The organism is Inquilinus ginsengisoli (assembly GCF_031453975.1).
In the GTDB taxonomy this organism is placed as follows: domain Bacteria; phylum Pseudomonadota; class Alphaproteobacteria; order DSM-16000; family Inquilinaceae; genus Inquilinus; species Inquilinus ginsengisoli_A.
Genome location: NZ_JAVDPW010000003.1, coordinates 204,133 through 228,275, shown reverse-complemented (window position 1 = coordinate 228,275; position 24,143 = coordinate 204,133). Strand labels below are relative to the sequence as shown.

At 68.3% G+C, this 24,143-nt stretch carries 27 protein-coding genes and 1 tRNA gene; 15 read left to right on the top strand and 13 right to left on the bottom strand.

The genetic code is table 11. The features are described 5' to 3' along the window. Positions 1 to 75 (top strand) — tRNA-Thr (locus E9232_RS08785). A 261-nt stretch (positions 76 to 336) separates the two neighbouring features. Here E9232_RS08785 and E9232_RS08780 read toward each other — a convergent pair. Beyond that, positions 337 to 1,098, bottom strand: coding sequence for an ABC transporter permease (locus tag E9232_RS08780; protein ID WP_309793460.1), 762 nt, complete (start codon positions 1,096 to 1,098; stop codon positions 337 to 339). After that, entirely contained in the window at positions 1,095 to 2,021 is a 927-nt protein-coding gene (locus E9232_RS08775) for an ABC transporter ATP-binding protein (protein ID WP_309793459.1), read from the bottom strand. Before E9232_RS08775 ends, E9232_RS08780 begins: the two co-directional genes overlap by 4 nt. Between E9232_RS08775 and E9232_RS08770 the strand changes: the two genes are divergently transcribed. Then, on the top strand, positions 2,008 to 2,454 hold the full coding sequence (locus E9232_RS08770; protein ID WP_309793458.1) for a hypothetical protein: 447 nt from the start codon (positions 2,008 to 2,010) through the stop codon (positions 2,452 to 2,454). The two genes, E9232_RS08775 and E9232_RS08770, sit on opposite strands and share 14 nt — an antisense overlap. Before the next feature lie 65 nt (positions 2,455 to 2,519). On the opposite strand, the gene E9232_RS08765 is transcribed toward E9232_RS08770, so the two are convergent. Continuing rightward, entirely contained in the window at positions 2,520 to 2,756 is a 237-nt protein-coding gene (locus E9232_RS08765) for a DUF2171 domain-containing protein (protein WP_309793457.1), read from the bottom strand. 328 nt (positions 2,757 to 3,084) lie between these two features. Between E9232_RS08765 and E9232_RS08760 the strand changes: the two genes are divergently transcribed. Beyond that, positions 3,085 to 3,327 (top strand): hypothetical protein, encoded by a 243-nt coding sequence (locus tag E9232_RS08760; protein WP_309793455.1) that lies wholly within the window; start codon positions 3,085 to 3,087, stop codon positions 3,325 to 3,327. 395 nt (positions 3,328 to 3,722) lie between these two features. Here the strand turns inward: E9232_RS08760 and E9232_RS08755 are convergent, their stop codons facing one another. Both E9232_RS08755 and E9232_RS08750 read right to left on the bottom strand, forming a co-directional pair. Continuing rightward, on the bottom strand, positions 3,723 to 5,819 hold the full coding sequence (locus tag E9232_RS08755) for a catalase (RefSeq protein ID WP_309793454.1): 2,097 nt from the start codon (positions 5,817 to 5,819) through the stop codon (positions 3,723 to 3,725). A 209-nt stretch (positions 5,820 to 6,028) separates the two neighbouring features. After that, positions 6,029 to 6,424, bottom strand: coding sequence for a PRC-barrel domain-containing protein (locus tag E9232_RS08750; RefSeq protein ID WP_309793453.1), 396 nt, complete (start codon positions 6,422 to 6,424; stop codon positions 6,029 to 6,031). Positions 6,425 to 6,696: 272 nt separating this feature from the next. Here E9232_RS08750 and E9232_RS08745 point away from each other — a divergent pair, with 272 nt between their 5' ends. Together E9232_RS08745 and E9232_RS08740 are read left to right on the top strand one after the other, a co-directional pair. Continuing rightward, positions 6,697 to 7,191, top strand: coding sequence for a YciE/YciF ferroxidase family protein (locus E9232_RS08745; RefSeq protein ID WP_309793452.1), 495 nt, complete (start codon positions 6,697 to 6,699; stop codon positions 7,189 to 7,191). A gap of 85 nt (positions 7,192 to 7,276) precedes the next feature. Continuing rightward, positions 7,277 to 8,134, top strand: a complete 858-nt coding sequence (locus tag E9232_RS08740; protein WP_309793451.1) for an alpha/beta fold hydrolase — start codon at positions 7,277 to 7,279, stop codon at positions 8,132 to 8,134. A 23-nt stretch (positions 8,135 to 8,157) separates the two neighbouring features. Here the strand turns inward: E9232_RS08740 and E9232_RS08735 are convergent, their stop codons facing one another. Beyond that, on the bottom strand, positions 8,158 to 8,430 hold the full coding sequence (locus tag E9232_RS08735; protein ID WP_309793450.1) for a hypothetical protein: 273 nt from the start codon (positions 8,428 to 8,430) through the stop codon (positions 8,158 to 8,160). 100 nt (positions 8,431 to 8,530) lie between these two features. Between E9232_RS08735 and E9232_RS08730 the strand changes: the two genes are divergently transcribed. After that, the gene (locus E9232_RS08730; RefSeq protein ID WP_309793449.1) at positions 8,531 to 10,432 is read left to right on the top strand and encodes an ABC transporter substrate-binding protein; all 1,902 of its coding nucleotides are present in this window, start codon (positions 8,531 to 8,533) and stop codon (positions 10,430 to 10,432) included. A 54-nt stretch (positions 10,433 to 10,486) separates the two neighbouring features. On the opposite strand, the gene E9232_RS08725 is transcribed toward E9232_RS08730, so the two are convergent. From E9232_RS08725 to rfbC, 5 genes are all read right to left on the bottom strand, one after another. Continuing rightward, positions 10,487 to 11,449, bottom strand: coding sequence for a GDP-mannose 4,6-dehydratase (locus E9232_RS08725; RefSeq protein ID WP_309793448.1), 963 nt, complete (start codon positions 11,447 to 11,449; stop codon positions 10,487 to 10,489). Next, positions 11,442 to 12,272 carry an NAD-dependent epimerase/dehydratase family protein gene (locus E9232_RS08720; RefSeq protein ID WP_309793447.1) on the bottom strand — a complete coding sequence of 277 codons (831 nt, stop codon included), beginning with the start codon at positions 12,270 to 12,272 and terminating at the stop codon, positions 11,442 to 11,444. The genes E9232_RS08725 and E9232_RS08720 overlap by 8 nt, the downstream gene beginning before the upstream one ends. 75 nt (positions 12,273 to 12,347) lie before the next feature. Further along, positions 12,348 to 13,202, bottom strand: coding sequence for a dTDP-4-dehydrorhamnose reductase (rfbD, locus tag E9232_RS08715; RefSeq protein ID WP_309793446.1), 855 nt, complete (start codon positions 13,200 to 13,202; stop codon positions 12,348 to 12,350). Further along, positions 13,199 to 14,233, bottom strand: a complete 1,035-nt coding sequence (rfbB, locus tag E9232_RS08710) for a dTDP-glucose 4,6-dehydratase (protein ID WP_309793444.1) — start codon at positions 14,231 to 14,233, stop codon at positions 13,199 to 13,201. The genes rfbD and rfbB overlap by 4 nt, the downstream gene beginning before the upstream one ends. Continuing rightward, complete coding sequence (gene rfbC / locus E9232_RS08705; protein WP_309793443.1) at positions 14,230 to 14,838, bottom strand: dTDP-4-dehydrorhamnose 3,5-epimerase; 609 nt, start codon at positions 14,836 to 14,838, stop codon at positions 14,230 to 14,232. The genes rfbB and rfbC overlap by 4 nt, the downstream gene beginning before the upstream one ends. Before the next feature lie 159 nt (positions 14,839 to 14,997). Here rfbC and E9232_RS08700 point away from each other — a divergent pair, with 159 nt between their 5' ends. The 6 genes from E9232_RS08700 (at position 14,998) to E9232_RS08675 (ending at position 20,023) form a co-directional block, all read left to right on the top strand. Continuing rightward, positions 14,998 to 15,783, top strand: a complete 786-nt coding sequence (locus tag E9232_RS08700) for an LOG family protein (RefSeq protein WP_309793442.1) — start codon at positions 14,998 to 15,000, stop codon at positions 15,781 to 15,783. A 160-nt stretch (positions 15,784 to 15,943) separates the two neighbouring features. Next, positions 15,944 to 16,735, top strand: coding sequence for a molybdate ABC transporter substrate-binding protein (gene modA, locus E9232_RS08695; RefSeq protein ID WP_309793441.1), 792 nt, complete (start codon positions 15,944 to 15,946; stop codon positions 16,733 to 16,735). Positions 16,736 to 16,956: 221 nt separating this feature from the next. Next, the gene (gene modB, locus E9232_RS08690; RefSeq protein ID WP_309793440.1) at positions 16,957 to 17,649 is read left to right on the top strand and encodes a molybdate ABC transporter permease subunit; all 693 of its coding nucleotides are present in this window, start codon (positions 16,957 to 16,959) and stop codon (positions 17,647 to 17,649) included. Beyond that, on the top strand, positions 17,646 to 18,770 hold the full coding sequence (gene modC, locus E9232_RS08685) for a molybdenum ABC transporter ATP-binding protein (protein WP_309793439.1): 1,125 nt from the start codon (positions 17,646 to 17,648) through the stop codon (positions 18,768 to 18,770). The genes modB and modC overlap by 4 nt, the downstream gene beginning before the upstream one ends. 153 nt (positions 18,771 to 18,923) lie before the next feature. After that, positions 18,924 to 19,496 (top strand): chromate transporter, encoded by a 573-nt coding sequence (locus tag E9232_RS08680; protein WP_309793438.1) that lies wholly within the window; start codon positions 18,924 to 18,926, stop codon positions 19,494 to 19,496. Further along, positions 19,493 to 20,023, top strand: coding sequence for a chromate transporter (locus E9232_RS08675; RefSeq protein ID WP_309793437.1), 531 nt, complete (start codon positions 19,493 to 19,495; stop codon positions 20,021 to 20,023). Before E9232_RS08680 ends, E9232_RS08675 begins: the two co-directional genes overlap by 4 nt. 101 nt (positions 20,024 to 20,124) lie before the next feature. On the opposite strand, the gene rclC is transcribed toward E9232_RS08675, so the two are convergent. Together rclC and E9232_RS08665 are read right to left on the bottom strand one after the other, a co-directional pair. Continuing rightward, the gene (rclC, locus tag E9232_RS08670) at positions 20,125 to 20,733 is read right to left on the bottom strand and encodes a reactive chlorine resistance membrane protein RclC (RefSeq protein ID WP_309793436.1); all 609 of its coding nucleotides are present in this window, start codon (positions 20,731 to 20,733) and stop codon (positions 20,125 to 20,127) included. 24 nt (positions 20,734 to 20,757) lie between these two features. Then, positions 20,758 to 21,105, bottom strand: a complete 348-nt coding sequence (locus E9232_RS08665; protein ID WP_441722031.1) for a carboxymuconolactone decarboxylase family protein — start codon at positions 21,103 to 21,105, stop codon at positions 20,758 to 20,760. A gap of 109 nt (positions 21,106 to 21,214) precedes the next feature. On the opposite strand from E9232_RS08665, the gene E9232_RS08660 reads away from it, so the two are divergent. The 3 genes from E9232_RS08660 (at position 21,215) to E9232_RS08650 (ending at position 24,141) form a co-directional block, all read left to right on the top strand. Then, positions 21,215 to 22,168: an AraC family transcriptional regulator gene (locus tag E9232_RS08660; protein ID WP_309793433.1), complete on the top strand. Its 954-nt coding sequence runs from the start codon at positions 21,215 to 21,217 to the stop codon at positions 22,166 to 22,168. 93 nt (positions 22,169 to 22,261) lie between these two features. Next, the gene (locus E9232_RS08655; protein WP_309793432.1) at positions 22,262 to 23,029 is read left to right on the top strand and encodes a GntR family transcriptional regulator; all 768 of its coding nucleotides are present in this window, start codon (positions 22,262 to 22,264) and stop codon (positions 23,027 to 23,029) included. Between the two features lie 11 nt (positions 23,030 to 23,040). Next, complete coding sequence (locus tag E9232_RS08650; RefSeq protein ID WP_309793430.1) at positions 23,041 to 24,141, top strand: M24 family metallopeptidase; 1,101 nt, start codon at positions 23,041 to 23,043, stop codon at positions 24,139 to 24,141. Positions 24,142 to 24,143: the final 2 nt, after the last annotated feature.

The following is a 24,143-nucleotide window of genomic DNA, read 5'->3' as shown; positions in this document are numbered from 1 at the left end:
GCCGAAGTAGCTCAGGGGTAGAGCAACTGATTCGTAATCAGTAGGTCCGGGGTTCAAATCCCCGCTTCGGCACCATTTTCCCCCCTGCTAAATAGCCGCTTGCGAAGCGACCCGGACATGTCCGGGTCTTCCGCATTTGGTATCGGCGAATTCGGCAAGCCGGCCGCAGGCTGCGGTAGGAGTCGGCCTCAGAGACCGTCTGGAAACGTGTCGGCGTGAGTCGACTGGTGGTGGTTGCGAGAGAACCGGCGCGCAGCGGACGTTTGGTCTCGTCGAGCACCGGAAGCGCAGGAACCGCCATCAGGTGGCTGCGCCGGCGCGTTTACAGACGTTCTGTCAGGTCTTGAGCCGGTAGCCGGTCCGGAACATCCACGCCACTGTCGCGAGGCAGACCGCGAGGAAGGCCAGCGTCATGGCCAGGCTGATGCCGACGCCCAGCTCGGCGGTGCCGAAGAAGCTCCAGCGGAAGCCGCTGATGAGATAGACCACGGGATTGAACAGCGCGACCGTCCGCCACAACGGCGGCAGCATGTCGATGGAATAGAAGCTGCCGCCGAGGAAGGTCAGCGGGGTGATGATCAGCAGCGGCACCAGCTGCAGCTTCTCGAAGCCGTCGGCCCAGATGCCGATGATGAAGCCGAACAGGCTGAAGGTCACCGCCGTCAGCACCAGGAACAGCAGCATCACCAGGGGATGGGCGATCTGCAGCGGCACGAACAGGGCCGATGTCGCCAGGATGATCAGGCCGAGGATGATCGACTTGCTCGCCGCCGCCCCGACATAGCTGACCACGATCTCGAGATAGGAGACGGGCGCCGACAGCAGCTCGTAGATCGAGCCGACGAATTTCGGGAAGTAGATGCCGAAGGAGGCGTTGGAGATGCTCTGCGTCAACAGCGACAGCATGATCAGCCCGGGCACGATGAAGGCGCCGTAGCTGACCCCGTCGATCTCCTGGATGCGCGAGCCCAGCGCCGCGCCGAACACCACGAAGTACAGCGAGGTCGAGATCACCGGGGACAGGATGCTCTGCATCAGCGTGCGTCCGGTTCGCGCCATCTCGGAGACGTAGATGGCGCGGATCGCGTGGAGGTTCATGGCCGCTCGCTCACCAGCTTGACAAAGATGTCCTCCAGCGAGCTCTGGCTCGTGCGGAGGTCCCTGAACCGGATCCCGGCGTCGCTGAGGTCCTGCAGCAGGGCGGTGATGCCGGTCCGCTCGCCCTGGGTGTCGTAGGTGTAGACCAGCTCGCCGCCATCGGCCGACAGCTCCAGGCGATGCGCGGCCAGCGGGGCGGGAATGGCGGTCAGCGGGTTCTGCAGCTGCAGCGTCAGCTGCTTCTTGCCCAGCTTGCGCATCAGCTCGGCCTTCTCCTCCACCAGGATGATCTCGCCGTTGCTGATCACCCCGACCCGGTCGGCCATCTCCTCGGCCTCGTCGATGTAGTGGGTGGTCAGGATGACGGTCACCCCGGTCGCCCGCAGCGCGCGCACCAGCAGCCACATGTCCCGGCGCAGCTCGACATCGACGCCCGCCGTCGGCTCGTCGAGGAACAGGATCTCGGGCTCGTGCGACAGCGCCTTGGCGATCAGCACCCGGCGCTTCATGCCGCCGGACAGGGTCATCACCTTGCTGTCCTTCTTGTCCCACAGGGACAGGTCCTTCAGCACCTTTTCGATATGGGCCGGGTTGGCGGGCTTGCCGAACAGCCCGCGGCTGAAGCTGACGGTCGCCCACACGGTGGCGAAGCCGTCCGCCGTCAGCTCCTGCGGCACCAGCCCGATCTTCGACCGGGCCGCGCGATAGTCGGTCACGATGTCGTGGCCGTCGGCCGTGACGGTTCCGCCGCTGGGGTTGACGATGCCGCAGATGATGCTGATCAGCGTCGTCTTGCCGGCGCCGTTGGGGCCCAGCAGAGCAAAGATCTCGCCGCGCCGGATGTCCAGGTTGATGCCCTTCAGGGCCTGGAAGCCGGAGGCGTAGGTCTTGGAGAGGTTCGAGACGGAGATGATCGGTGACATGGCGGCGACCATAGCCGATGCGGACGGCATTTCGATGAAGCTTTGTGAGCGGGGCGGCCGCGAGCGCTGCGTCCCGCTGACGCTGGGCCGGCCTATCGCCGGCCGCGCCGCGTGCCATTGCGCCGACCCCGACGGGCGCCCGGGGAACCATCCCCCACGACTCGGCATTGCCGAGGGACGGAGCACCGTGCTCGATCGCCGCTTTTCAGGGAGGCAGGACATGGCTTCGGAGCGGAACTTGCCGGACCGCGAGACGCTGCGGACGGCCGATGGCACCGAGACCGACCCCGAGGGTCAACGGGTGATCGAGCGTGCGCTCGACACCAGCCTGGCCCGCGGCCCGGAACAGGAAGGGGGCCGGCGCTGGACGCTGCCGATCCTGGTCGGCCTGCTGGCCGTGGTCGCGATCCTGCTGATCCTGGCGCTGACCTGACACAAGGCAAAGGACGCGGCGTTTCCGCCGCGTCCTGTCCTCGAAGCCTCTGGCGCGTCAGGGCGTCAGGCGCCCTGCTGCCACTGCCGCGTCGCCTCGCTGGCGGATTTGTTCAGATGGACATGCTCGTCCACATGATCGACCCAGTCGGCCGGGATGTAATGGTGCTTCGACTGGGCCGACGGATCGCTGCGCGTCAGCTTGATGCGGTCCTGGCCTTCCATATGATCCACCGTGCCGACGTGCTGGCCGTCGGAGCCGAGGACTTCCATATGGTCTTTGATCTGCGCGGTCGAACCCATGGGGTCGCTCCCTTGGTTGTGATATCTGAGCAATAGAAGACCCAGCCAGTGAGTTCCAGGATGGGATCCCAAAATGCAGCGAGAATCTCCGCACCTGCACAATCTCCCGCCAAAATCCATCCCGACGATCCTTTGCCACAACAGAGCCTATACTCGCTTCGTTTCGCTTTTCCAGGATTTCCCTCCACTGAATTCGCGCTTCGTCTCGCTATGGCACCCAAAGGCGGGAACGTCACCCCTGACGTCTCTGTTCACCTGATGGCAGGCAGGCGTGAACTTGAGCAGTACCGCGCCGCCTGCCCCGTTCGCGGAGCGACAGGAGACGAAGATGCCGTTGAGCTGGCAGGAAAAGACCGCCCTATCGGGCATGAAGACGGCAGAGCTGGCCCAGATCTTCGACGCCGCGCTCAAGACCGCGGGTTGGCGGCGCGACGTCCGGCGGATGCGCCAGCTGATCGACATGCTGCGGGCAAGGGCCGATCTGACAGCCGACGTTGCCGCCCTGATCGCCGAGGTCGAATGGCGTGAACTCCGGCCACGACCCATCCCGGCGAAGGTCGCCGCCGCGTAGGCATCGGCCTAGCGAACCGGCAGCCTCGAGCCTGCTCGGGCAGCCACAGCTGATCAGCACCGCTGCATAACGATTGCAAGCGACCACCCTCCTGCACCAATCATCGTCGGATGAGGGAACAGGAGGCGCGCGTGCATCTGAGGCGGAGTCTGCTCCGGGCGACTGCGATCGCGTGCTTGGCGGGATGCGCCGTCGATCCACCGCCGCCACCCAATACGGAACGCTACCGCTGCGTCGAAATTCCGTCTGACCTCGTGGAGTGCTCTCTCAAGCTGGAGACGTGAACAGGGCCGTTGCGCTCTCGCCCGCCCGAGGCGAAGGGGCCATCAACGGACCTGCGGCCAATAAAAAGGCGCCCGATCCGAAGACCGGGCGCCTTTGTCTTCGCCGTGCCGTCAGGCCAGCATGCGGACCTTCGGCTCGCGCTCCCATTGCCGGGTGCGCGCCGGCTCCAGGAAGCCCTTGGCGCCGCCGCCGATGTCGACCACGCCGGCGTCATCCTCGACCCCCGCCTTGGCCAGCAACGGCCTGGCCTCGGCGGTGAAGCCGATGGCCTTGAGATGGACGAAGGCGTTCATCGCGAAGTCGATGGCGGCGCTGTCCTTCAGCAGCTGGGCGCAGCCCTCCTTGGACAGCACCAGCGCCACCGCGTCGAAGATCATCGACGGCATGCCGGCCAGCTGCCCGTCGGCCTTCAGGAGCGTGCCGTCCTTCAAGGTCACGCCGCCGACCTTGGGCGCGACGATCTTCACCATGGCGCCGTCGGCTTCCGCCAGCTTGCGGACCGCATCCACGACCTTGCCGTCGGCACCGTCGGTCACCAGCACGCCGACCGCGCGGCCCTTCAGGGTGGGCGGATATTTCCCGATGATGCGCAGGGCCGGGGACAGCTTCATGTCCTCGGGTTCGACCGCAGGAGCCGACTTGGCCGGCAGGTCCATGGCGAGGCCGGCGGCGACGCGCTTCGCCAACCCCTCGTCGACGTTCCGCAGATTGGCCAGCACCCGGATCCGCACGTGTTCCAGCGACACCTTCGACAGCTCGAAGACGATGGCGCTGGCCAGATGCGCCTGTTCGATCGGGCTCTGCGACCGGTAGAACAGCCGGGCGTGGCTGTAATGGTCGGCGAAGGTCTCGGAGCGCAGCCGGACCTTGGTCTCGCCCAGCGGCTGGGCGAAGCTGCGGAAACCGCCCTTCGGGTCCTCGCGCGGGCCGCCCTCCTCGCCGGCCTCGGCCAGGCTGTTGGGCTCGTAATTGGCGCGGCCGGCAAACACCTGGGTCTGCATGTGGCCGTCGCGCTGCAGGTTCTGGAACGGGCAGCCCTTGGCCTGGTTGATCGGCAGCTGGTGGAAGTTGACGCTGCCCAGGCGCGACAGCTGGGTGTCCTGGTACGAGAACAGCCGCCCCTGCAGCAGCGGATCCTCCGACACGTCGATGCCGGGCGGGATGTTGGTCGGCAGGAAGGCCGACTGCTCGGTCTCGGCGAAGAAATTGTCCGGGTTCCGGTCCAGCACCATCCGGCCGACGATGCGGATCGGCACCATCTCCTCCGGGATCACCTTGGTGGCGTCCAGGATGTCGAAGGGCAGCGCGTCGGCCTCGGCCTGGCTCAGCAGCTGGACGCCGAACTCCCATTCCGGGAAGTCGCCGGCGGCGATGGCGTCGTGCAGGTCGCGGCGGTGGAAGTCGGGGTCGGCCCCGGCGATCTTGACCGCCTCGTCCCACAGGGTGGATTGCAGGCCGAGCTTCGGCCGCCAGTGGAACTTGACGAAGGTCGCCTCGTCCTTGTCGTTCAGCAGCCGGAAGGTGTTGACGCCGAAGCCTTCGATCATGCGCAGGGACCGTGGGATCGCGCGGTCGGACATCGCCCACATGATCATGTGGGTCGACTCCGGCATCAGGCCGACGAAATCCCAGAAGGTGTCATGGGCGCTGGCCGCCTGGGGGAAGCCGCGATCGGCCTCCATCTTCACGGCATGGATCAGGTCGGGGAATTTGATCGCATCCTGGATGAAGAAGACCGGGATGTTGTTGCCGACCAGATCCCAGTTGCCCTCCTTGGTGTAGAGCTTGACCGCGAAGCCGCGCACGTCGCGCGGGGTGTCGACCGACCCGGCGCCGCCGGCGACGGTCGAGAAGCGCGTGAACACCTCGGTCTTCACCCCGACTTCGGTCAGCACCTTGGCGCGGGTGTAGCGGGCGAGCGATTCCGTCAGTTCGAAATAGCCATGCGCGGCCGAGCCGCGGGCATGGACGATCCGCTCCGGAATGCGCTCATGGTCGAAATGCTGGATCTTCTCGCGCAGCACGAAGTCTTCCAGCAGGGTCGGGCCGCGGCGTCCGCCCTTGAGCGAATTCTGGTCGTCGCTGACCGGGACGCCGTGATTGGTGGTCAGGCGCTTCCGCGGATCCGATTCCGTCTGGTGCAGCTCACCGCCCTGGCCGGGCGCGACCTTCGACGCGGCGGCGGCGGTTCCCTTGGGCTTGGCCATGGGGCGTTCCTTTGTTGTGGTCGTTGCCGCCCTGGGACGCCGTCGGTGCAAACGCACGACGTCGCCTTGCAAGCGCGGTCGCGATCAGGACAGATATCCGTAAGAACCGGACGCGGCGCCGAGCGGTTCCCGAGGACCGAAACCGGCGCGGGAGCCGACCCGAAATGGAAAACCCCGGCCGAAGCCGGGGTTTTCTTCACAGGGTCGTGCTACCTGATGAGGCCTGAGGGCGGCAGGACGCCGCCGCCCCAATAGGGTGTGACGCCGTAGTGGTCATGGATCCGCTGCTCGTATTCGCGGTTCCATTGCGGCTCGGCGTTGTCGGCGAAGGCCGGGGCGCCTTCGAGTTGTTCGCGGGACACGTTGACGACATAGCCGCCGCGGTCGGTGTCGTAGGTCAGTGAGGACCAGGGCAGCGGATGATACTTCTCCCCGATGCCGAGGAAGCCGCCGAATGCCATGACGGCATAGGCGACCCGGCCCGATTCCTTGTCGATCATGACGTCGTCGACTTCACCCAGGCTTTCGCCCGCGGCGTTGTAGACATTGGTGCCGGCGACCTTCTCGCTCGAAATCAGGGTGACGGTCTCGTCCTGGTGGTCCATCGGTCTCTCCTGCGCATGTGGTTGCCAGGATAACGGGATGAGGGCAGATCCAAGTTCCCCAACAGACACCGAATTCCGAGTTTTTTAATTCTCACCACCTTCGAATACACATTTATGCTTAACAAATGATGCAAATGATGAGATCTCGATTAAAATGATAATGATCCGGAACGATTTAATATTGACGCCCATTGACTGATCACCCGGCCGTTCCCAGGGAACGGATCCGGCCAGACACGCCCCCGCATACTTGGGCCCAACGGAGATCATCGATGGCAACCACCGAAAAGACTCTCGACGACCTGTTCCTCGATACGCTGAAGGACATCTACTACGCGGAGAAGCAGATCCTGAAGGCCCTGCCGAAGATGGCGAAGGCCGCCCAGGCGCCGGAGCTGAAGGCCGCGTTCGAGACCCATCGCGAGGAGACCGAAGGCCAGGTCGAGCGCCTGGAGAAGGTGTTCGAGCTGGTCGGCAAGCGCGCCCAGGGCAAGGCCTGCGAGGCGATCCTCGGCATCCTCGAGGAGGGCAAGGAGATCATGGAGGAGTTCAAGGGCGCCTCCGCCCTGGACGCCGGCCTGCTCTCGGGGGCCCAGGCGGTCGAGCACTATGAGATCGCCCGCTACGGCACGCTGAAGGCGTGGGCCACCAAGCTCGGCATGCCCGAGGCGGCGCGGCTGCTCGACCAGACGCTCCAGGAGGAGAAGAAGACCGACCTGCTGCTCTCGAAGCTCGCGGTCAGCAGCCTGAACCAGAAGGCGGCCTGACCTAAGCCCCTCGGCCGGGCCGCGCACGTCGTCCACGGCGAGATGCCGAGGGCGACGGAACCGGACCGGCCGACAGGAGATCGGGATGTTCGAGGGCTTCACGCTGGAGACGATCGAGCTGCCGGAGGCGACGCTTCGGGTCCGCCACGGCGGCAAAGGACCGCCGATCCTGTTGCTGCACGGCCATCCCCGGACCCACGCCACCTGGCACCGCGTCGCACCTCTCCTGGCCGCCTCGCACACCGTGATCTGCCCCGACCTGCGCGGGTTCGGCCGGTCGTCGAAGCCGGCGGACACGCCCGATCACTCGGGATCGTCGAAGCGGGCCAAGGCCCGCGATTGCGTGGCCCTGATGGACCATCTCGGCTTCCCGACCTTCGCCCTCGCCGGCCATGACCGCGGCTGCTACACGGCGTTCCGGACCGCCATGGACCATCCGGACCGGATCGGCCGGCTGGCGGTCCTGGATGCGATCCCGATCATCGAGGCGCTGGAGCGATGCGACGCCCGCTTCGCCCAGGCCTGGTGGCACTGGTTCTTCTTCGGCCAGGCCGAGAAGCCGGAACGGGCGATCCTGGCCGATCCCAAGGCCTGGTACACGGCATCGCCGGAGCGGATGGGGCCGGAGGCCTATGCCGATTTTCTCGAGGCGATCCACGACCCGGCGACGGTCCACGGCATGGTGGAGGATTACCGGGCCGGCCTTGGGATCGACCGCGACCACGATGCCCAGGATCGCGAGGCGGGGCGGCAGGTCGGCTGCCCCGTTCTCTGCCTATGGTCCCTGCAGGACGATCTGGAGAAGCTGTTCGGCGACATCATCGGCATCTGGCGCCCCTGGGCCCCGGACATCCGCGGCCGGGGGATCGATTGCGGGCACCATATGGCCGAAGAGGCGCCCGAGGCGCTGGCACAGGAGCTGTTGGCCTTTCTCGCCGATTGATCGCGCCCTTGCGACGATCGCGATCAGACCGCTGCGATCGCGACGGAGACGAGCGCGCCCGTCAGAAACATCAGGGCGATCACCGCCGGCAACAGCCATCGCGGACTGGCATCGGCTTGGGCCGTGTCGATAAGGGGCCCTGGCAGGGCTGACGTTGCCTCCTGCTTGGGGTCGTGCGGATTCGAGGACATCGGCTTCTCCGCGGCGATCACCACCTGTCCTGCCAAACAGGAGCTGCGCAGCAGCGGTTCCCGCGTCCAGGCGAAACCACGATGAGGCCTCGTCTGGATCGCCACCGGAGGCCCCCAATTGTTCGGCTTCACAATCCGACCCCGGGCGACCGATACTGCCCGCTTCGAGGGCAAGATCAAAACCCCAGAAAACAGGGTGGGCACGATGAACTGGATTCCCCGTCTCGCCGCGGCCGTCGCGGTCTGCATCGGCATGGCCGGTGCCGCCCAGGCCGCCGCGCTGGTCGAGACGCCGATGTACGAACAGGACGTGGCCGCGGGCAAGCTGCCGCCGGTGGCGGAGCGGGTGCCGCAGACCCCGTCGGTGGTCGACCTGGCCGCCGAGAAGAAGCAGCCCGGACGATCGGGCGGCGAGATCAACTGGCTGGTCGGGCGCGCCCGGGACATCCGGATCATGAACACCTACAGCTATGCCCGGCTGGTCGGCTACGGCACCGACTTCCAGCTGCATCCGGACCTGTTGCAGGCGATCGACGTCGAGGGCGAGAAGGTCTTCACCCTGCATCTGCGGCCCGGCCACAAATGGTCGGACGGCCAGCCCTTCACCAGCGACGACTTCCGCTATTTCTGGGAAGACGTGGCGCTGGACAAGGAGCTGATGCCCTACGGCCCCGACGCGCGGCTGCTGGTCGACGGCGAACAGCCGAAGGTCGAATTCCCCGACGCGACGACGGTGCGCTACTCCTGGTCCAAGCCGAACCCGGAATTCCTGCCGGCGATCGCCAGCGCCACGCCGCTCTACATCTTCGCGCCGGCGCACTACCTGAAGCAGTTCCACAAGAAATATGCCGACGCCGCGGCGCTGGACGCCATGGTCAAGGCGGCCGGCGCCCGCAACTGGGTGGCGCTGTACACCCAGCGCAGCAAGCTGATCGAATCGTCCAATCCGGACCTGCCGGAGCTGGAGCCCTGGGTCAACTCCACCAAGGCCCCGGCGGAGCGCTTCACCTTCGTGCGCAACCCCTACTACCACCGGGTCGACAGTCAGGGCCGGCAACTGCCCTATATCGACCGCGTGATCGTCAACGTCGCCGAGGGGTCGCTGATCCCGGCCAAGGCCGGCACCGGCGAGGCCGACCTGCAGGCCCGCGGCCTGCGCTTCGACAACATCAGCTTCCTCAAGGCCGGCGAGCAGGCCGGCAACTACAAGGTGCTGCTGTGGCCGACCGCGCTGGGGTCGGAGGTCGCGCTGTATCCGAACCTCAACGCCAACGATGCCGGCTGGCGGGCGCTGAACCGCGACGTGCGGTTCCGCCGCGCCCTGTCGCTCGGCATCGACCGCGACGAGATCAACCAGACCGTGTTCTTCGGCCAGGCGCGGCCGAGCCAGAACACGGTGCTGCCGGAATCGCCCTATTACGACGCGGCCCAGGCCACGTCCTGGACCCAGTTCGATCTCGCCAAGGCCAACGCCCTGCTCGACGAGATCGGGCTGACCAAGCGGGACGGCGACGGCACCCGGCTGATGGCCGACGGCCGGCGGCTGGAGATCGTGATCGAGAGCGCCGGCGAACGCAGCATCGAGGCCGACATCCTGCAGCTGATCAAGGAGAGCTGGGCCAAGCTCGGTATCGCCTTGCACACCACCCAGTCGCAGCGCGACGTCTTCCTGCAGCGGATCTTCGCCGGCGACGCGGTGATGTCGGTGTGGATGGGGCTCGACAACGCGCTGGTGACGCCGTCGATCGTGCCGACGGAGCTGGCGCCGGTCGACCAGAACTGGCTGCAATACCCGAAATGGGGCCAGTATGTGCAGACCGCCGGCGGCGCCGGCGAGAAGCCGGACGTCGAGTTCGGCGAAAAGCTGATGTCGCTGTACCAGGAATGGCATGGGACCGCCGATGCGGCCCGCCGCGATGCCATCACCCGCGAGCTGATCAAGATCCAGACCGACCAGGTCACCTCGATCGGCACGGTGCAGGGCGTGCTGCAGCCGATCGTGGTCAAGGCCCGGCTGCACAACGTGCCGGAGAAGGGGATTTTCTCCTGGGATCCGGGGGCGCATTTCGGCGTCTACCGCCCCGACACCTTCTGGGTCGATCCCTGATCGGAACCAGCCCCGGCGCGGCTGAGCCGCGCCGGGGCCGTCCGCATCAGCCGGTCAGACCTCGTCCCACTCGTAGCGCGCGGCGTTGTCGCGGTACCATTGGGCGATGGCCGGGATCTCGTCGACCAGGCGGCGCTTCGGCGCCCAGCCCAACCCGCGCAGCTTGCTCGAGGAGATCGAGTAGCGCCGGTCGTTGAACGGCCGGTCCTGCACGAATTCCACCACCTCCTGCATCTCGACGCCGAAGGCGTTGCAGATCAGCCGGGTGACCTCGAGGTTGGTGTACTCCTCGTCGGAGCCGATGTTGTAGACCTGACCGATCTCGCCAACCTCATTGACCATGGCGATGGCCTCGGCCATGTCGGGCGCCGCGAGGTAGTGGCGGACATTGCCGCCATTGCCGTGGATCGGCAGCTTCTCGCCGCGGATCAGGCGCAGGCAGAAGCGGGCGATGATCTTTTCCGGATACTGGCGGGTGCCGAAGATGTTGTTCCCGCGGATCATCAGGATCGGCATCTTGTAGCAATGGATCAGGCTGCGGACCATCATCTCCGCCGCCGCCTTCGAGGCCGAATAGGGGTTGGTCGGGTTGAGGATGGTGTCCTCGTCGACCTCGCCCTCCAGCACCTCGCCATAGACCTCGTCGGTCGAGACATGGATGATCCGCGGCACCTGGTTGATCCGGCACGCCTCGAGCAGCGTGTGGGTGCCGAACACGTTGGTGTGGACGAAGCGGGTCGCGTTCATGAACGACCGGTCGACATGACTTTCGGCCGCGGCATGGATCACCAGGTCGGCCCCGGCCGTCGCCTGGCGGCAGAATTCGGGATCGCAGATGTCGCCGACCAGCAGCTGGCGCCGCCGGTCATGCAGATGGTGCACGACGTTCTCGATGTCGGCCGAATAGGTCATCTTGTCGAAAAAGACGAACCGTGCCTCCGGGTATCGCGCGACGAAAAGGTCGGCGAGGTGCGAGCCGAGAAATCCGGCAGCCCCGGTGATGACGATTTTATTCAACCCGCAATCTCCTCCCAATGGCCAGACAGGCCGCACGAATATCTTCGCGGCTGGCGATCGGGCCGAACCGCGTGACGAAATCATCCACAGTCATCGTGAAAGCATCGCGAATGTCGGGGCTGCTGATGCTGAGACTGCCGCGACCATAGCCCTCGATGATCCACATCGCCAGCCACCCGACCTCGAGCGCGACGCCGGAGCCGAGGTTGAGCAGGCCGCCGGGGCGGGCCCGCACCACCTTGGCCAGCGCGGCGGCGAACTGCTCGACCGGCAGGAAGTCCTTCTCGGTGAAGGGGCTGACGTCATAGCGGATCACCCCCTCCTCGCGCAGCGACCGCAGCAGCAGGCCGAGGAAGGTGCGGCGGCCGGGCAGGTCCTCGTATCCGAAGATGTTGGAGAGCCGCAGGATGGTGAGGTGCGGGCCGAAGCGGTCCCGCAGCAGCCCCTCGGTCTCCAGCTTGTTGCGGCCATAGGCGTCCTGCGGCGCAGGCACCCGCGCCTCGTCCAGCGCCGCGCCGTCGGCGGGGCCGTAGACCTTGCGGGTGCTGAGCATGACGACATGGGCGTTCGCCGGCATCCGGCCTTCGCGCTGCGCCTGGCCGATCGCCTCCGCCAGCCGGCGGTCGCAGTCCAGCGCGGGATCGTAGGCCTCGCGCATGTAGCGCGGGTCGATCGCGAAATTGACCACGCAGCCGATGCCGTCGAAGGTCTCCGGCCGCGCCACATCCGCCCAGGCGACATGGCGGACGCCATCGGCGCCATAGGTGTCGATGAAGCTGCGGGCGAGAAAGCTCGATCGCCCGATCACCAGCACGTCAGCCACGCCGTCCACCCCCAAAATCAGATGCGGCCCCCAGATCGGATACGATCATGGGCCGGCATCCCCCCTTCTGTCGCGTTATTGCGTCCGCAGCATGGCAGCAAGCGACTGCCGCCAGTCCGGCTGGGCCACCCCGAAGACCCGGGCGATCCTGCCGCAATCCATCACCGAATTCGCCGGCCGCCGCGCCGGGGTCGGATAGTCCGAGGTCGCGATCGGATGCAGCTTCGGCCCGCTCCCGCCCCGGGCCGCGAAGATCGCCGCGGCGAATTCATACCAGGTGGTGGCCGGGGCGCCGGAGAAATGGAAAGTCCCCCAATCGGAGAAGCCGGGCGCCAAAGCGCGGTCCCGAACCGCCAGGATCGCGGCGGCGATGTCGGCCGCCGCGGTCGGGCCCCCGCGCTGGTCGGCGACGATCCGCAGCTCCGGCCGCTCGGCGCCGAGCCGCAGCATGGTGCGCACGAAGTTGCTGCCATGCGCCGCGAAGACCCAGGAGGTGCGCAGGATGATGTGGCGCGGCAATGCCGACCGCACCGCCGCCTCCCCCGCCGCCTTGCTCTCGCCGTAGACCGACAGAGGCGCGATCGGGTCGTCCTCGCGCCACGGCCGATCGCCGTCGCCTGGGAAAACATAGTCGGTCGAGATGTGCACCAGCGCCGCGCCGGCCTCCGCGCAGGCCTGGGCGATCACGCCGGGCGCCGTGGCATTGACGGCGAAGGCCTGGTCGCGCTCGGCCTCGGCCTTGTCGACCGCGGTATAGGCGGCGCAGTTCACCACGAAGTCGGCGCCGCGCACCGTCTCGGCCACCGCGGCGGCGTCGGTGATGTCGACCTCCGACCGCGCCAGCACCCGCACAGCGAGGCCCTGCGCCTGCGCCAGCTCCGCCAACTCGCGCCCGACCTGACCGCCCGCCCCGAACACGACCAGCGTCATGCCGCGTGCCCGAGGCCGATGCGGCTGCGCTCACCCGCCCGCGCGCACCAGTCGCGGTTGGCGATGTACCAGGCGATGGTCTCCCTCAGCCCGTCCTCCAGGCTGTGGCGCGGCCGCCAGCCCAGCTCGGTCTCCGCCTTGGTCGGGTCGATCGCATAGCGCGCATCATGGCCCGGCCGGTCGGTGACATGGGTGATCAGGCTCTCATAGGGCTGCGCCGCCGGCTGCAGCTCGTCGAGGATCCGGCAGATCTGCCGCACCAGGTCGATGTTGGTCCGCTCCGACCGGCTGCCGACGAGATAGGTCTCGCCGAGACGGCCCCTGGCCATGATCGCCCGCAGCCCCGCCGCATGGTCGTCGACATGGATCCAGTCGCGGACGTTCTCGCCCTTGCCGTAGATCGGCAGCGCCTTGCCCTCGAGCGCGTTGAGGGCGACGACCGGGATCAGCTTCTCCGGATACTGGTAGGGCCCGTAGTTGTTCGAGCAGTTCGAGACCATCACCGGCAGACCATAGGTCCGATGCCAGGCCCGGGCCAGGTGGTCGGACGACGCCTTGCTGGAGGAATAGGGCGAGTTCGGCTGGTACGGGCTGGCCTCGGAGAACAGGCCGGTGGCGTCGAGTTCGCCATAGACCTCGTCGGTCGAGACATGCAGGAAGCGGAAGCCGTTGCCCTTCGGCAGGCCGCGCCAATGGTCCAGCGCCGCGGTCAGCAGTGCCGCGGTGCCCAGCACATTGGTGCGGACGAAGGCCAGAGGGTCGTCGATCGAACGGTCGACATGGCTCTCGGCCGCGAGGTGGTAGACGATGTCGGGGCGGTGCTCGGCGAACAGGCCGCGCATGGCGTCGACATCGCAGATGTCGGCCTGGACGAAGCGGTGCCTGCCCGTGGCGTCGAGCCCGGAGAGGTTCTCCAGATTGCCGGCATAGGTCAGCTTGTCGATGGTGACGACGCTGTCGCCCGCGGCGACGAGCTGACGCACGAGGGCCGAGCCGATGAAGCCGGCGCCGCCGGTCACGAAAATGGTCATATCGCACCGTGGCGGAAGTGGACGGGGGCGTCGGCGAGGCGCGGCCAGGACCGGTCGCGGTCGTTCACGACCATCTCCCCCGGCGCGATCGGCCAGTCGATGCCGAGCGCCGGGTCATCCCAGCGGATGCCGCCCTCGGCCTTCGGGGCGTAGCCGCTGGTCACCTTGTAGACGACCTCGGTGTCGGGCTCGAGCGTGACGTAGCCATGGGCGAAGCCGGGCGGCACCCACAGCCGGGCCGGATCGGCGGCGGTCAGCGTCACCCCGATCGATCGGCCGAAGGTCGGCGAGCCGTGGCGGATGTCGACCGCGACGTCGAAGATGCTGCCGCGGATCACGCCGATCAGCTTGCCCTGGGCGTTCGGCGCGGTCTGGTAGTGCAGGCCGCGCATGGTGCCGGCCGACGCGCTGCCCGCCTGATTGTCCTGGACGAAGTCGAACGGCAGCCCGGCCTCGCGGAACCTGTCCGCGCTCCAAGTCTCGAAGAAATAGCCGCGGTCGTCCTGAAACTTGCGCAGGCGGACGAGCTTCACATCCGGTATTTCGGTTGACGACAGCTCAACCAATTCATGGTCCTCATCACGGGCTTCCGAAAAGCGCGACACCCTATCGTTCCGACCCCGAACTGTCGATCCCCAAGAGCCGAGGATCGCTGCGAGGATCCTCCTGTTTCCGCCGCTGCGGGCCTGACCGCAGCCGGGTTCGCGCCGAATGCGGCGGCACGCCCCCTTCCCCGTTTCGCCCCGATCTGCTTAACAATCGGGATGAGCAAGCGACCTTCCGATCCCGATCGCCCCACGCCGGCGTCGAACGCGGCGCAGATGGCGTCGCCCTCCTTCCGCCTGCCGGAGCTCGACCAGGACTTCCTGCTCGGCGATTCGACGCGCGGCGTGCGGCTGATGCTGGAATACGCCAAGGCCGAGGAGGCGCTGCGCGCCTGGGGCGTGCGCTCCACCCTCGTCGTCTTCGGCAGCGCCCGCGCCACCGAGGACGGCCCCGGCCGCCACGCCGGCTGGTACGCCCAGGCCCGGGAGTTCGGCCGCATCGCGTCGCAGCGCGGCGGCGCCCTGACCGAACATGGCGGGCTGCGCGACAACGTCATCGCCACCGGCGGCGGCCCGGGCATCATGGAGGCGGCCAACCGCGGCGCCGCCGAGGCCGGGGCGCCGTCGATCGGCTTCAACATCACCCTGCCGCATGAACAGGAGCCCAACGCCTATTCTACCCCGGCGCTGACCTTCCGGTTCCACTATTTCGCGATGCGCAAGATGCATCTGGCGATGCGCGCCAACGCGCTGGTGGTGTTCCCCGGCGGCTTCGGCACCTTCGACGAGCTATTCGAGCTGCTGACCCTGCGCCAGACCGGCAAGTCGACGGCGCTGCCGATCGTGCTGGTCGACCAAGCCTATTGGCGCGCCGTGATCGGCTTCGATGCGCTGGTCGAGCACGGCATGATCGGGGCCCGGGATGTCGAGCTGTTCCACTTCGCCGACACCGCCGAGGACATCTGGTCGGTGCTGGCGACCCAAGGCCTGAACCACCGGTCGTGACGGGCCGCCCCCTTCTTCCTGTCAAGCCGTGGCATGACAAATTGAGAGGATCGGTGTTAGGCCCGTTCATCCTAGCGAAATGTTTGCCCGGATATAGCGGCGCTGTAAGATCGCGCCGGACCGGCCGCCGGCCGACAACCGGGAACGGGGAAACAGGATGATGCGGATCACACGACGCGGCTGGCTCGGCATCCTGCTGGCCGGGGCGCTGGGAGCAGCCGCCGGCTTCGGCGCGCCGGCCCGGGCGCAGGCCCAGGACATCACGGTCTTCGCCGCCGCCAGCCTGAAGAATGCGCTGGACGACATCAACGCCCAGTGGCAGGCCGACGCCAAGCACAAGGCCACCATCTCCTACGCCGCCAGCTCGGCCCTGGCGAAGCAGATCGAGGGCGGCGCGCCGGCCGACGTCTTCATCTCCGCCGATCTCGACTGGATGGACTATCTGGCCGAGCGCAAGCTGATCGAGCCGGAGACGCGGTCGACCCTGCTGGGCAACCGCATCGTCCTGGTGGCGCCGAAGGATTCGACGGTGCAGCTGACCATCGCGCCGAATTTCGAGCTGGCCAAGGCGCTGGGCGACGGCCACCTGGCCATGGCCGACATCAAGGCGGTGCCGGCCGGCAAATACGGCCAGGCGGCGCTGCAGAAGCTGGGCGTGTGGGCCTCGGTCGAGGGCAAGGTGGCGCAGGCCGAGAATGTCCGCGCCACGCTGGCGCTGGTGTCGCGCGGCGAGGCCCCGCTGGGCATCGTCTACCAGACCGACGCCGCGGCCGACACCGGGGTCAAGATCGTCGGCACCTTCCCGGCCGACAGCCACCCGCCGATCCTGTACCCGATCGCCGTGGTCGCGAGCAGCAGCAACCCGCAGGCGCAAGCCTTCGTCGACTACCTGAAGTCGGCCGCCGCCAAGCCGCTATTCGAGAAGCAGGGCTTCACCGTGGTGACGCAGTAAGGACAGACGACGGCCGGGCGCTCCATTTTCACTCCCCCTTCCCTTGCGGGAGGGGGTAGGGGGAGGGGTTCCGGCAGCACGAACCGGCCGTTGCATCGGAGCCGGGTTCCTTCCTCTATAGTCGTCGTCACCGGATTCCTTCGATCGACAGCCCCCTCCCCCCTCCCCCTACCCCCTCCCGCAAGGGGAGGGGGAGATATGGATACAGAGCCGCGCCCCCCGTGTTCGACTTCACCCCCGACGAACTCACCGCGATCCTGCTGAGCCTCAAGGTCTCGGTATGGGCCATGGTCGCCAGCCTGCCGCCCGGCATCCTGGTGGCGCTGGCGCTGGCGCGCGGGCGGTTCTGGGGCAAGGCGCTGCTGAACGGCGTGGTCCACATGCCGCTGGTGCTGCCGCCGGTGGTCACCGGCTACATCCTGCTGCTGCTGTTCGGGCGCCGCGGGCCGATCGGGTCGGTGCTGGCCGAGATCGGTATCGTCTTCTCCTTCCGCTGGACCGGCGCCGCCCTGGCCGCGGCGGTGATGGGCTTCCCGCTGATGGTGCGCGCCATCCGCCTGTCGATCGAGGCGGTGGACCGCAAGCTGGAGGACGCGGCCGGCACGCTGGGCGCCAACCCGGCCTGGGTGTTCCTGACCGTCACCCTGCCGCTGATCCTGCCCGGGGTGATCGCCGGCGCCATCCTGGCCTTCGCCAAGGCGATGGGCGAATTCGGCGCCACCATCACCTTCGTCTCCAACATCCCCGGCCAGACCCAGACCCTGCCCTCGGCGATCTACACCTTCACCCAGGTGCCGGGCGGCGATGTCGGGGCGCTGCGTCTGACCCTGGTCTCGGTGGCGATCTCGATGGCCGCCCTGCTAGCCTCCGAACTGATGGCCCGCCGCGCCGGCGTGCGGGTGCAGCCGGCATGAGTCTCGAGATCGAGATCCAGCACCGACAGGGCGCCTTCGCCCTGGACGTAAGCTTCCGCAGCGAGGGCCGGCTGACCGCCCTGTTCGGCCGCTCCGGCGCCGGCAAGACCTCCGTCGTCAACATCATCGGCGGGCTGGTGCGGCCGCAGCACGGGCGGGTGGTGGTCGAGGGCCGGACCCTGGTCGACACCGAGCGCGGCGTGTTCCTGCCGAAGCATCGCCGCCGCGTCGGCTACGTCTTCCAGGAGGGCCGCCTGTTCCCGCATCTGTCGGTGCGGCAGAACCTGCTGTATGGCCGCTGGTTCACCCCGAAGCCGGAGCGCTACGCCAGCTTCGGCCAGGTCGTCGAGATGCTCGGCATCGGCGCCCTGCTCGACCGCCCCCCGGCACTGCTGTCGGGCGGCGAGAAGCAGCGGGTGGCGATCGGCCGGGCGCTGCTGGCCAGCCCTCGCCTGCTGCTGATGGACGAGCCGCTGGCGGCGCTGGACGAGGAGCGCAAGACCGAGATCCTGCCCTATGTCGAGCGACTGCGCGACGAGACCCGGATCCCGATCGTCTATGTCAGCCACGCCCTGGGCGAGGTCGCCCGGCTGGCGACCACCCTGGTGGTGCTGGCCGATGGCCGCGTCGCCGCGTCGGGCCCGGTGGCCGAGGTGATGGGCCGGATCGACCTGTTCCCCCGGGCCGAGGCCGGGGCCGTGCTGGAGGCCGCGGTCAAGGATCATGACGACCGCTTCCAGCTGACCCGGCTGCGCGTCGCCGCCGGCATCCTGACCGTGCCGCGGATCGAACTGGCGCCCGGCACGCTCCTTCGCGTCCGGATCCGGGCCCGCGACGTGATGCTGGCGACGCAGCCGCCCGACCATCTCAGCGCGCTGAACGTGCTGCCGGCGACGGTGGTGGAGATCGCGGCGGGCGACGGCCCGACCGCCGACATCCGGCTGGACTGCGCCGGCGAGGACCTGCTGGCGCGGCTGACCCGGCGCTCGATCGAGACGCTCGGCCTCGCGCCCGGCCGGCCGGTGCATGCCGTGATCAAGAGCGTCGCCTTCGACCGCCACACCATCGGCGCCGCGCTGCGCGGCCCCAACGGCGCCGACGCCGATCTGCAGGACGGCTGACGAGCCACGCCGCTGGAATCGCCGCCCTTAACCATACTTACCAAGTATGTATATAGAACAATCAATATATTTTACCCTCGATCAGCGACGGCGTATGGATGCTCTTACTCGCTGTCCCACCCGGTCCAACCCGGCCGGTTCCTGGATCGAACCATGAGCACGCAGATCAGCCTCGCATCCCCGGTCGAGACGCGCACGGCCCCCACCGTGGCGGAGCTCTTCACCGCCTTCCTTGCCCTCGGGCTGATCGGCTTCGGCGGGGTGCTGCCGCTGGCCCGGCGCATGGTGGTGGAGCAGCGGCGCTGGCTGAACGCGGCGGAGTTCACCGACCTGCTGGGCCTGTGCCAGTTCCTGCCGGGCGGCAACATCATCAACATGTCGGTGGCGATCGGCCTGAAGTTCCGCGGCGTGGCCGGGGCCTTCGCCGCGATCCTGGGGCTGATCGCGGCGCCGTCGGCGATCGTGATCGCGCTGGGCGTGGTCTATGACCGGCTGCAGGACGACCCGCAGATCCATCACCTGTTCGCCGGTCTGGCGGCGGCCGCCGCCGGGCTGATGGTCGCCATGGCGGTCAGGACCGCGCTGCTGCTGCGCGGCCGGCCGGTCGGCATGGCCATCGCGGTGCTGTGCTTCCTGGCCGTGGCGATCCTTCGGCTGCCGCTGGTGCCGACCATGCTGGTGCTGGCGCCGCTCAGCGTCTTCGCCACCTGGAGGATAAGGCCATGACGCCGGACCTGGCCGCCCTCGCCGCCATCTTCTCCCAGCTCTCGCTGCTGGCCTTCGGCGGCGGCAACACCGTGCTGCCGGAGATGCAGCGCCAGGTGGTGGAGGTGCACCACTGGATGACGGCACCCCAGTTCTGGGCGATGTTCGCCCTGGCCCAGGCCGCCCCCGGCCCCAACCTGATGGTGGTGACGCTGGTCGGCTGGCACGTCGCGGGCTGGCCGGGCGTGCTGGTCACCTCGCTGGCGAAGTTCGGCCCCTCCTCCATCCTCACCGGCATCGCCCTGCGGCTGTGGGAGCGGTTCCGCGACCGGCCGTGGCGGCAGATCGTCCAGGCCGGGCTGGTGCCGGTGACGGTCGGGCTGGTCGCGGCCAGCGCTTCCGTCATCACCGAGGCGTCGGCGCAGGACACGATCCTGGCGGCGATCGTCACCGGCGGCGCCGTGGTGACCCTGACAACACGGATCCATCCGCTGGCCGTGCTGGCCGCCGGCGCCCTGATCGGCTTGATAGGGATCGGCCAGATCTAGATCTCCGAGATCCCGCGGCACGGTTCGCATGGCGCCGGCGGCGGTGACGTCGCAAATCGCGGGACCCCGGATGGGATCCCGCGCTTTGTCGACCAGAAGGATCAGGAGGCCTGGCGCATCTCGACGGCGCGGCCGGGACGCTGCCGGAGGATGGCCCGGGCGCTGTCCGCCAGCACCAGCCAGCCACCGGCCAGGATCGTGACGTCCTTGATCACCAGCCGACCGCCGCCCGACAGGTATGGAAAGCCGTGCTGCGCATCGCCCAGCGCCGCCACCCAGGCCTCCGGCGTCGTGACCAGGAAGGACAGGGTCACGAAGGGGGTGAGGAAGGCGAGCCCGGCGCCGACGAACCCGATCCGGGCGGAGACGAGGCCGGCCAGCGTCAGGAGGCCGATCAGGATCTCGACCGAGCCGAGGCCCCGCGAGAAGCCGTAGGTGTTGTTGGCCGTCTGCCAGGCGCGGTCGTCGGGCTTGAGCTCGCCCTCATGGGTGAGGTGCGCCTTGTAGTCCTCGGGGTGCTCGTAGAAGAACGACATCACCGGGCTGTTGGCGACGAACGGGGTGATGCTGTCGGCCTCGTAGGGCGCGAATTTCAGGGCGCCGATCCAGAGGAAGACGATGGCGATGGCGATGCGCATGGCGTCGATGCCGATGCGGTCGGACCGGGGCCCGGCGATCAGGCCGAGCCCCTGGCGGATCAGGGTGATCATTATGGTTCTCCCAGGACGCCCGTTTCAGCCTTCCTGGGCTGCGGCAAAGGCGTCCAGCGTGCGGGTGGAATAGACCAGCGCGGCACCGGCGTTGACGCTGATGGCGACGCCGAGGGCCTCGGCGATCTCCTCGCGGGTGGCGCCGAGCTTGCGCGCGGCCTCGGTGTGGACGGTGATACAGCCGTCGCAGCGCAGCGAGATGGCGACGGCGACCGCGATCAGTTCGCGGGTCTTGGCGTCGAGATGATTGGTCTTGGCCCCGGCGCCGCCGAGTGCCGCATAGCCGCGGACCGTGTCCGGGCTGAGCTTGCCGAGGTCGCCGACACCGGCGATGAGCTGCTGCCGGTAGGTGTTCCAATCGAGCATGTGCATGATGGTCTCCGTTGGTTGGTGATGCAAAGATGAGCCCTGGCCTGCGCCTTGAGGATGCCCGCGAGGCGCAACTGCATGGCCGACCGGATCAATCACGGATTTTCAGACCATGGCCGCCGACGATGCCGACGATCCCCTGAGCGGCCTGGCCCCGCTGCTGCGGGTGCGGCCGGTGCTCGACGATCTCTGCCGGTTCGGCGGCACCTGGGCCGCGCCGCATGACGCGGAGGGCCCGGGCTGGGCCTATTTCCACATCGTCACCCGCGGCGAATGCCTGCTCGACCGCGTCGGACACGGCCCGCTGCAGTTGCGGGCCGGCGACGTGCTGCTGCTGCCGCATGGCGACCCGCACATCGTCCGGGCCCGCCCGGATTCGGCCGGCGGCGCCCCCGGCATGGCCCGGGAATACCGCAACGCCATCCGCCACAAGACCAGCCTGGGCGTCGAGCCCGACACCGAGCTGGTCTGCGGCCGGCTGCAGTTCGAGGCGGCGTCCGAGAGCCTGCTGGTCGCGACCCTGCCCGACGTGATCGTGCTGCGCGCGGCGGACTGGCCGGATACGGAGCGCAGCCGCATCCTGCTGGAGAGCGTCCGCGACGAGCTCGACACCGATCGCGCCGGGGCGGCGGCGATCGCCATCAACCTCGCCAGCGCCTTGTTCGTGATGATGCTGCGCGCCCATCTGGCGACGAGCGGCACGTCCGACGGCCTGCTGCGGCTGCTCGGCCACCGCGCCGCCGCGCGTGCCGTGCTGGCCATGCTACGCGAGCCGGCGCGGGACTGGACGCTGGACGATTTGGCCGCCCAGGCCGCCGCATCCCGCGCGACGCTGGTGCGGGCGTTCCGCACCGCGGCGGGAACCCCGCCGCTGGCCTTCCTCACCGACCTGCGGCTGGGGCTCGCTCGCCAGCAATTGCTGCGCGGCAAGGCCTCGGTGGCGCAGGTCGCGGCCGAGGTCGGCTACCAGTCGGAAGGCGCGCTGAGCCGCGCCATGCACCGCCGCTACGGCATCCGCCCCGGCGAGCTGCGGCGGGCGGGCGGCGCGGCGGACAAAACGGGCTGATCGCCCCACACCCATATCCTGCGGAGGCTTGTCGACAAACTGCATTCTCCGAGCCTATCATTCCGCAAAGCAGGTTGCGGGAAGGATACGCCCTTGGCACGGACGTCGAAGACACGGGGCGATCACGGCACGGCCGAACCCGCCGAGCCGCGCACGCGCGGCAAGGGCGTCGCCACGGTCTATGAGGCGCTGAAGCACGACATCCTCGACCTGGTCGTCGCGCCCGGCTCGGCCCTGGACGAGACCCGCATCGCCGAGCGCTTCGGCCTGTCGCGCACGCCGATCCGCGAGGCGCTGGTGCGGCTGGCCGGCGAAGGGCTGGTCACCACCCTGCCGAACCGCAACACCATCGTCGCGCCGATCGACTTTTCCGCCCTGCCCGCCCATTTCGACGCGCTGACCCTGATGCACCGGGTGACGACGCGGCTGGCGGCGCTGCGCCGGACGCCGCGGGATCTCGAGGAGATCCGGGCGCACCAGGCCGAATTCGCCCGCACGGTGGCCGGGGCCGACGCCATCGGCATGTCCGACACCAACCGCGACTTCCATCTCGCCATCGCCCGCGCCGGCCGCAACGCCTATTACACCGAGCTGTTCGGCCGGCTGCTGGACGAAGGGCGGCGGCTGAACCGGATCTACTACGCCTCCTTCGACGACCATCTGCCGGCGGAGTTCGTCGCCGAGCACGAGGCCATCATCCAGGCGATCATCGATCGTGACGCCGAACGGGCCGACAGCCTGGCCCGCGCCCATGCCGGCCAGGTCGTGCGCCAGATCCAGGGATTCCTGGCCGGCGGCGTCGGCGGCGACGTCGCCCTGAGCCCCGCCGCCGAACCTCCCGCCGCTTCGCTTCCCGCCTGAAAGGCCCGATCATGACCGCAAGACCACACCGCCTGGACGCCCTGCGCCGCGCCATGGCAGCCGCCGGGCTGGATGCCGTCGCCCTGGTGCCCGGCGCCAACTTCCAATACGTCACCGGCGGCCGCTTCGGCACCAATGAGCGGCCGATCGTGCTGATCCTGCCGCTGGAGGGCGAAGCCCGGCTGGTGCTGCCGGTGCTGGAGGGCAACAGCTGGAACGCCCTCGATTTCCCGGCCCGCGTGTTCCCCTGGCAGGATGCCGACGGCTATGACGCCGCCTTCCGCGCCGCGGCGGACGGGCTGGCGCTGCGCCGCCTGGGCGTCGAAGGCCAGGGCATGCGGGTGTTCGTGCAGATCGCCCTGGCCCGCCATCTGCCCGGTGTCGAGCTGGTCGACGCGCAGAAGGCGATCTCCGCCATCCGGCTGCGCAAGGACGCCACCGAGATCGCGGCGCTGCGCCGGGCCATCGTCCTGTCGGAAACCGCGCTGGAACAGACCCTGGCCGCCGTGCGCATCGGCATGTCCGAGCGCGAGATCCAGGGCCTGCTGATCGGCCATCTCTTCGCCGGCGGGGCCGATGCCCTGTCCTTCTCCCCGATCGTCGCGGCCGGCGGCAAGGCGGCGGAGCCGCATGCCCATGCCGGTGATGAAAAGGTGAAGCGCGGCGACGCGCTGCTGTTCGATTTCGGCGGTTCGGTCGACGGCTTCAGCGCCGACATCACCCGCACCGTCTTCGTCGGCGAGGCCGATGCCGAGTCCCGTGAATTCTACGAGACCGTGCTGGCCGCCAACCGGCTGGGCCACGCCACGGCGCGGGCCGGCGTCACCGCCCATGCGGTCGACGACGCGGTGCTGTCGCTGCTGGAGGCGTCACGCTTCAAGGACCATGTCATCCACAAGACCGGGCACGGCCTGGGCCTCGACATCCATGAGGATCCCTACATCATGCGCGGCAACCACCAGGTGCTGGAGCCGGGCATGGTCTTCACCATCGAGCCCGGCCTCTACCACGCCGGCCGCATCGGGGTGCGGATCGAGGACGACGTGGTGGTGACCGAGACCGGCGTCGACAGCCTGACCAGCTTCCCTCGCGACCTGCGCATCGTCGGCTGACC

Excerpts from the sequence above, each read along its gene's own strand:
- E9232_RS08700 (WP_309793442.1), top strand. The coding sequence starts at position 14,998 with ATGAGCAAGCGACCTTCCGATCCCGATCGCCCCACGCCGGCGTCGAAC.
- E9232_RS08770 (WP_309793458.1), top strand. The coding sequence starts at position 2,008 with ATGATCGGTGACATGGCGGCGACCATAGCCGATGCGGACGGCATTTCG.
- modC (WP_309793439.1), top strand. The coding sequence starts at position 17,646 with ATGAGTCTCGAGATCGAGATCCAGCACCGACAGGGCGCCTTCGCCCTG.
- rclC (WP_309793436.1), bottom strand. The coding sequence starts at position 20,733 with ATGATCACCCTGATCCGCCAGGGGCTCGGCCTGATCGCCGGGCCCCGG.
- rfbD (WP_309793446.1), bottom strand. The coding sequence starts at position 13,202 with ATGACGCTGGTCGTGTTCGGGGCGGGCGGTCAGGTCGGGCGCGAGTTG.
- E9232_RS08775 (WP_309793459.1), bottom strand. The coding sequence starts at position 2,021 with ATGTCACCGATCATCTCCGTCTCGAACCTCTCCAAGACCTACGCCTCC.
- E9232_RS08675 (WP_309793437.1), top strand. The coding sequence starts at position 19,493 with ATGACGCCGGACCTGGCCGCCCTCGCCGCCATCTTCTCCCAGCTCTCG.
- E9232_RS08755 (WP_309793454.1), bottom strand. The coding sequence starts at position 5,819 with ATGGCCAAGCCCAAGGGAACCGCCGCCGCCGCGTCGAAGGTCGCGCCC.
- E9232_RS08750 (WP_309793453.1), bottom strand. The coding sequence starts at position 6,424 with ATGGACCACCAGGACGAGACCGTCACCCTGATTTCGAGCGAGAAGGTC.
- E9232_RS08760 (WP_309793455.1), top strand. The coding sequence starts at position 3,085 with ATGCCGTTGAGCTGGCAGGAAAAGACCGCCCTATCGGGCATGAAGACG.
- E9232_RS08680 (WP_309793438.1), top strand. The coding sequence starts at position 18,924 with ATGAGCACGCAGATCAGCCTCGCATCCCCGGTCGAGACGCGCACGGCC.
- rfbB (WP_309793444.1), bottom strand. The coding sequence starts at position 14,233 with ATGACCATTTTCGTGACCGGCGGCGCCGGCTTCATCGGCTCGGCCCTC.
- E9232_RS08780 (WP_309793460.1), bottom strand. The coding sequence starts at position 1,098 with ATGAACCTCCACGCGATCCGCGCCATCTACGTCTCCGAGATGGCGCGA.
- E9232_RS08660 (WP_309793433.1), top strand. The coding sequence starts at position 21,215 with ATGGCCGCCGACGATGCCGACGATCCCCTGAGCGGCCTGGCCCCGCTG.
- E9232_RS08745 (WP_309793452.1), top strand. The coding sequence starts at position 6,697 with ATGGCAACCACCGAAAAGACTCTCGACGACCTGTTCCTCGATACGCTG.
- E9232_RS08730 (WP_309793449.1), top strand. The coding sequence starts at position 8,531 with ATGAACTGGATTCCCCGTCTCGCCGCGGCCGTCGCGGTCTGCATCGGC.
- modA (WP_309793441.1), top strand. The coding sequence starts at position 15,944 with ATGCGGATCACACGACGCGGCTGGCTCGGCATCCTGCTGGCCGGGGCG.
- E9232_RS08740 (WP_309793451.1), top strand. The coding sequence starts at position 7,277 with ATGTTCGAGGGCTTCACGCTGGAGACGATCGAGCTGCCGGAGGCGACG.
- E9232_RS08665 (WP_441722031.1), bottom strand. The coding sequence starts at position 21,105 with ATGCACATGCTCGATTGGAACACCTACCGGCAGCAGCTCATCGCCGGT.
- E9232_RS08650 (WP_309793430.1), top strand. The coding sequence starts at position 23,041 with ATGACCGCAAGACCACACCGCCTGGACGCCCTGCGCCGCGCCATGGCA.
- E9232_RS08765 (WP_309793457.1), bottom strand. The coding sequence starts at position 2,756 with ATGGGTTCGACCGCGCAGATCAAAGACCATATGGAAGTCCTCGGCTCC.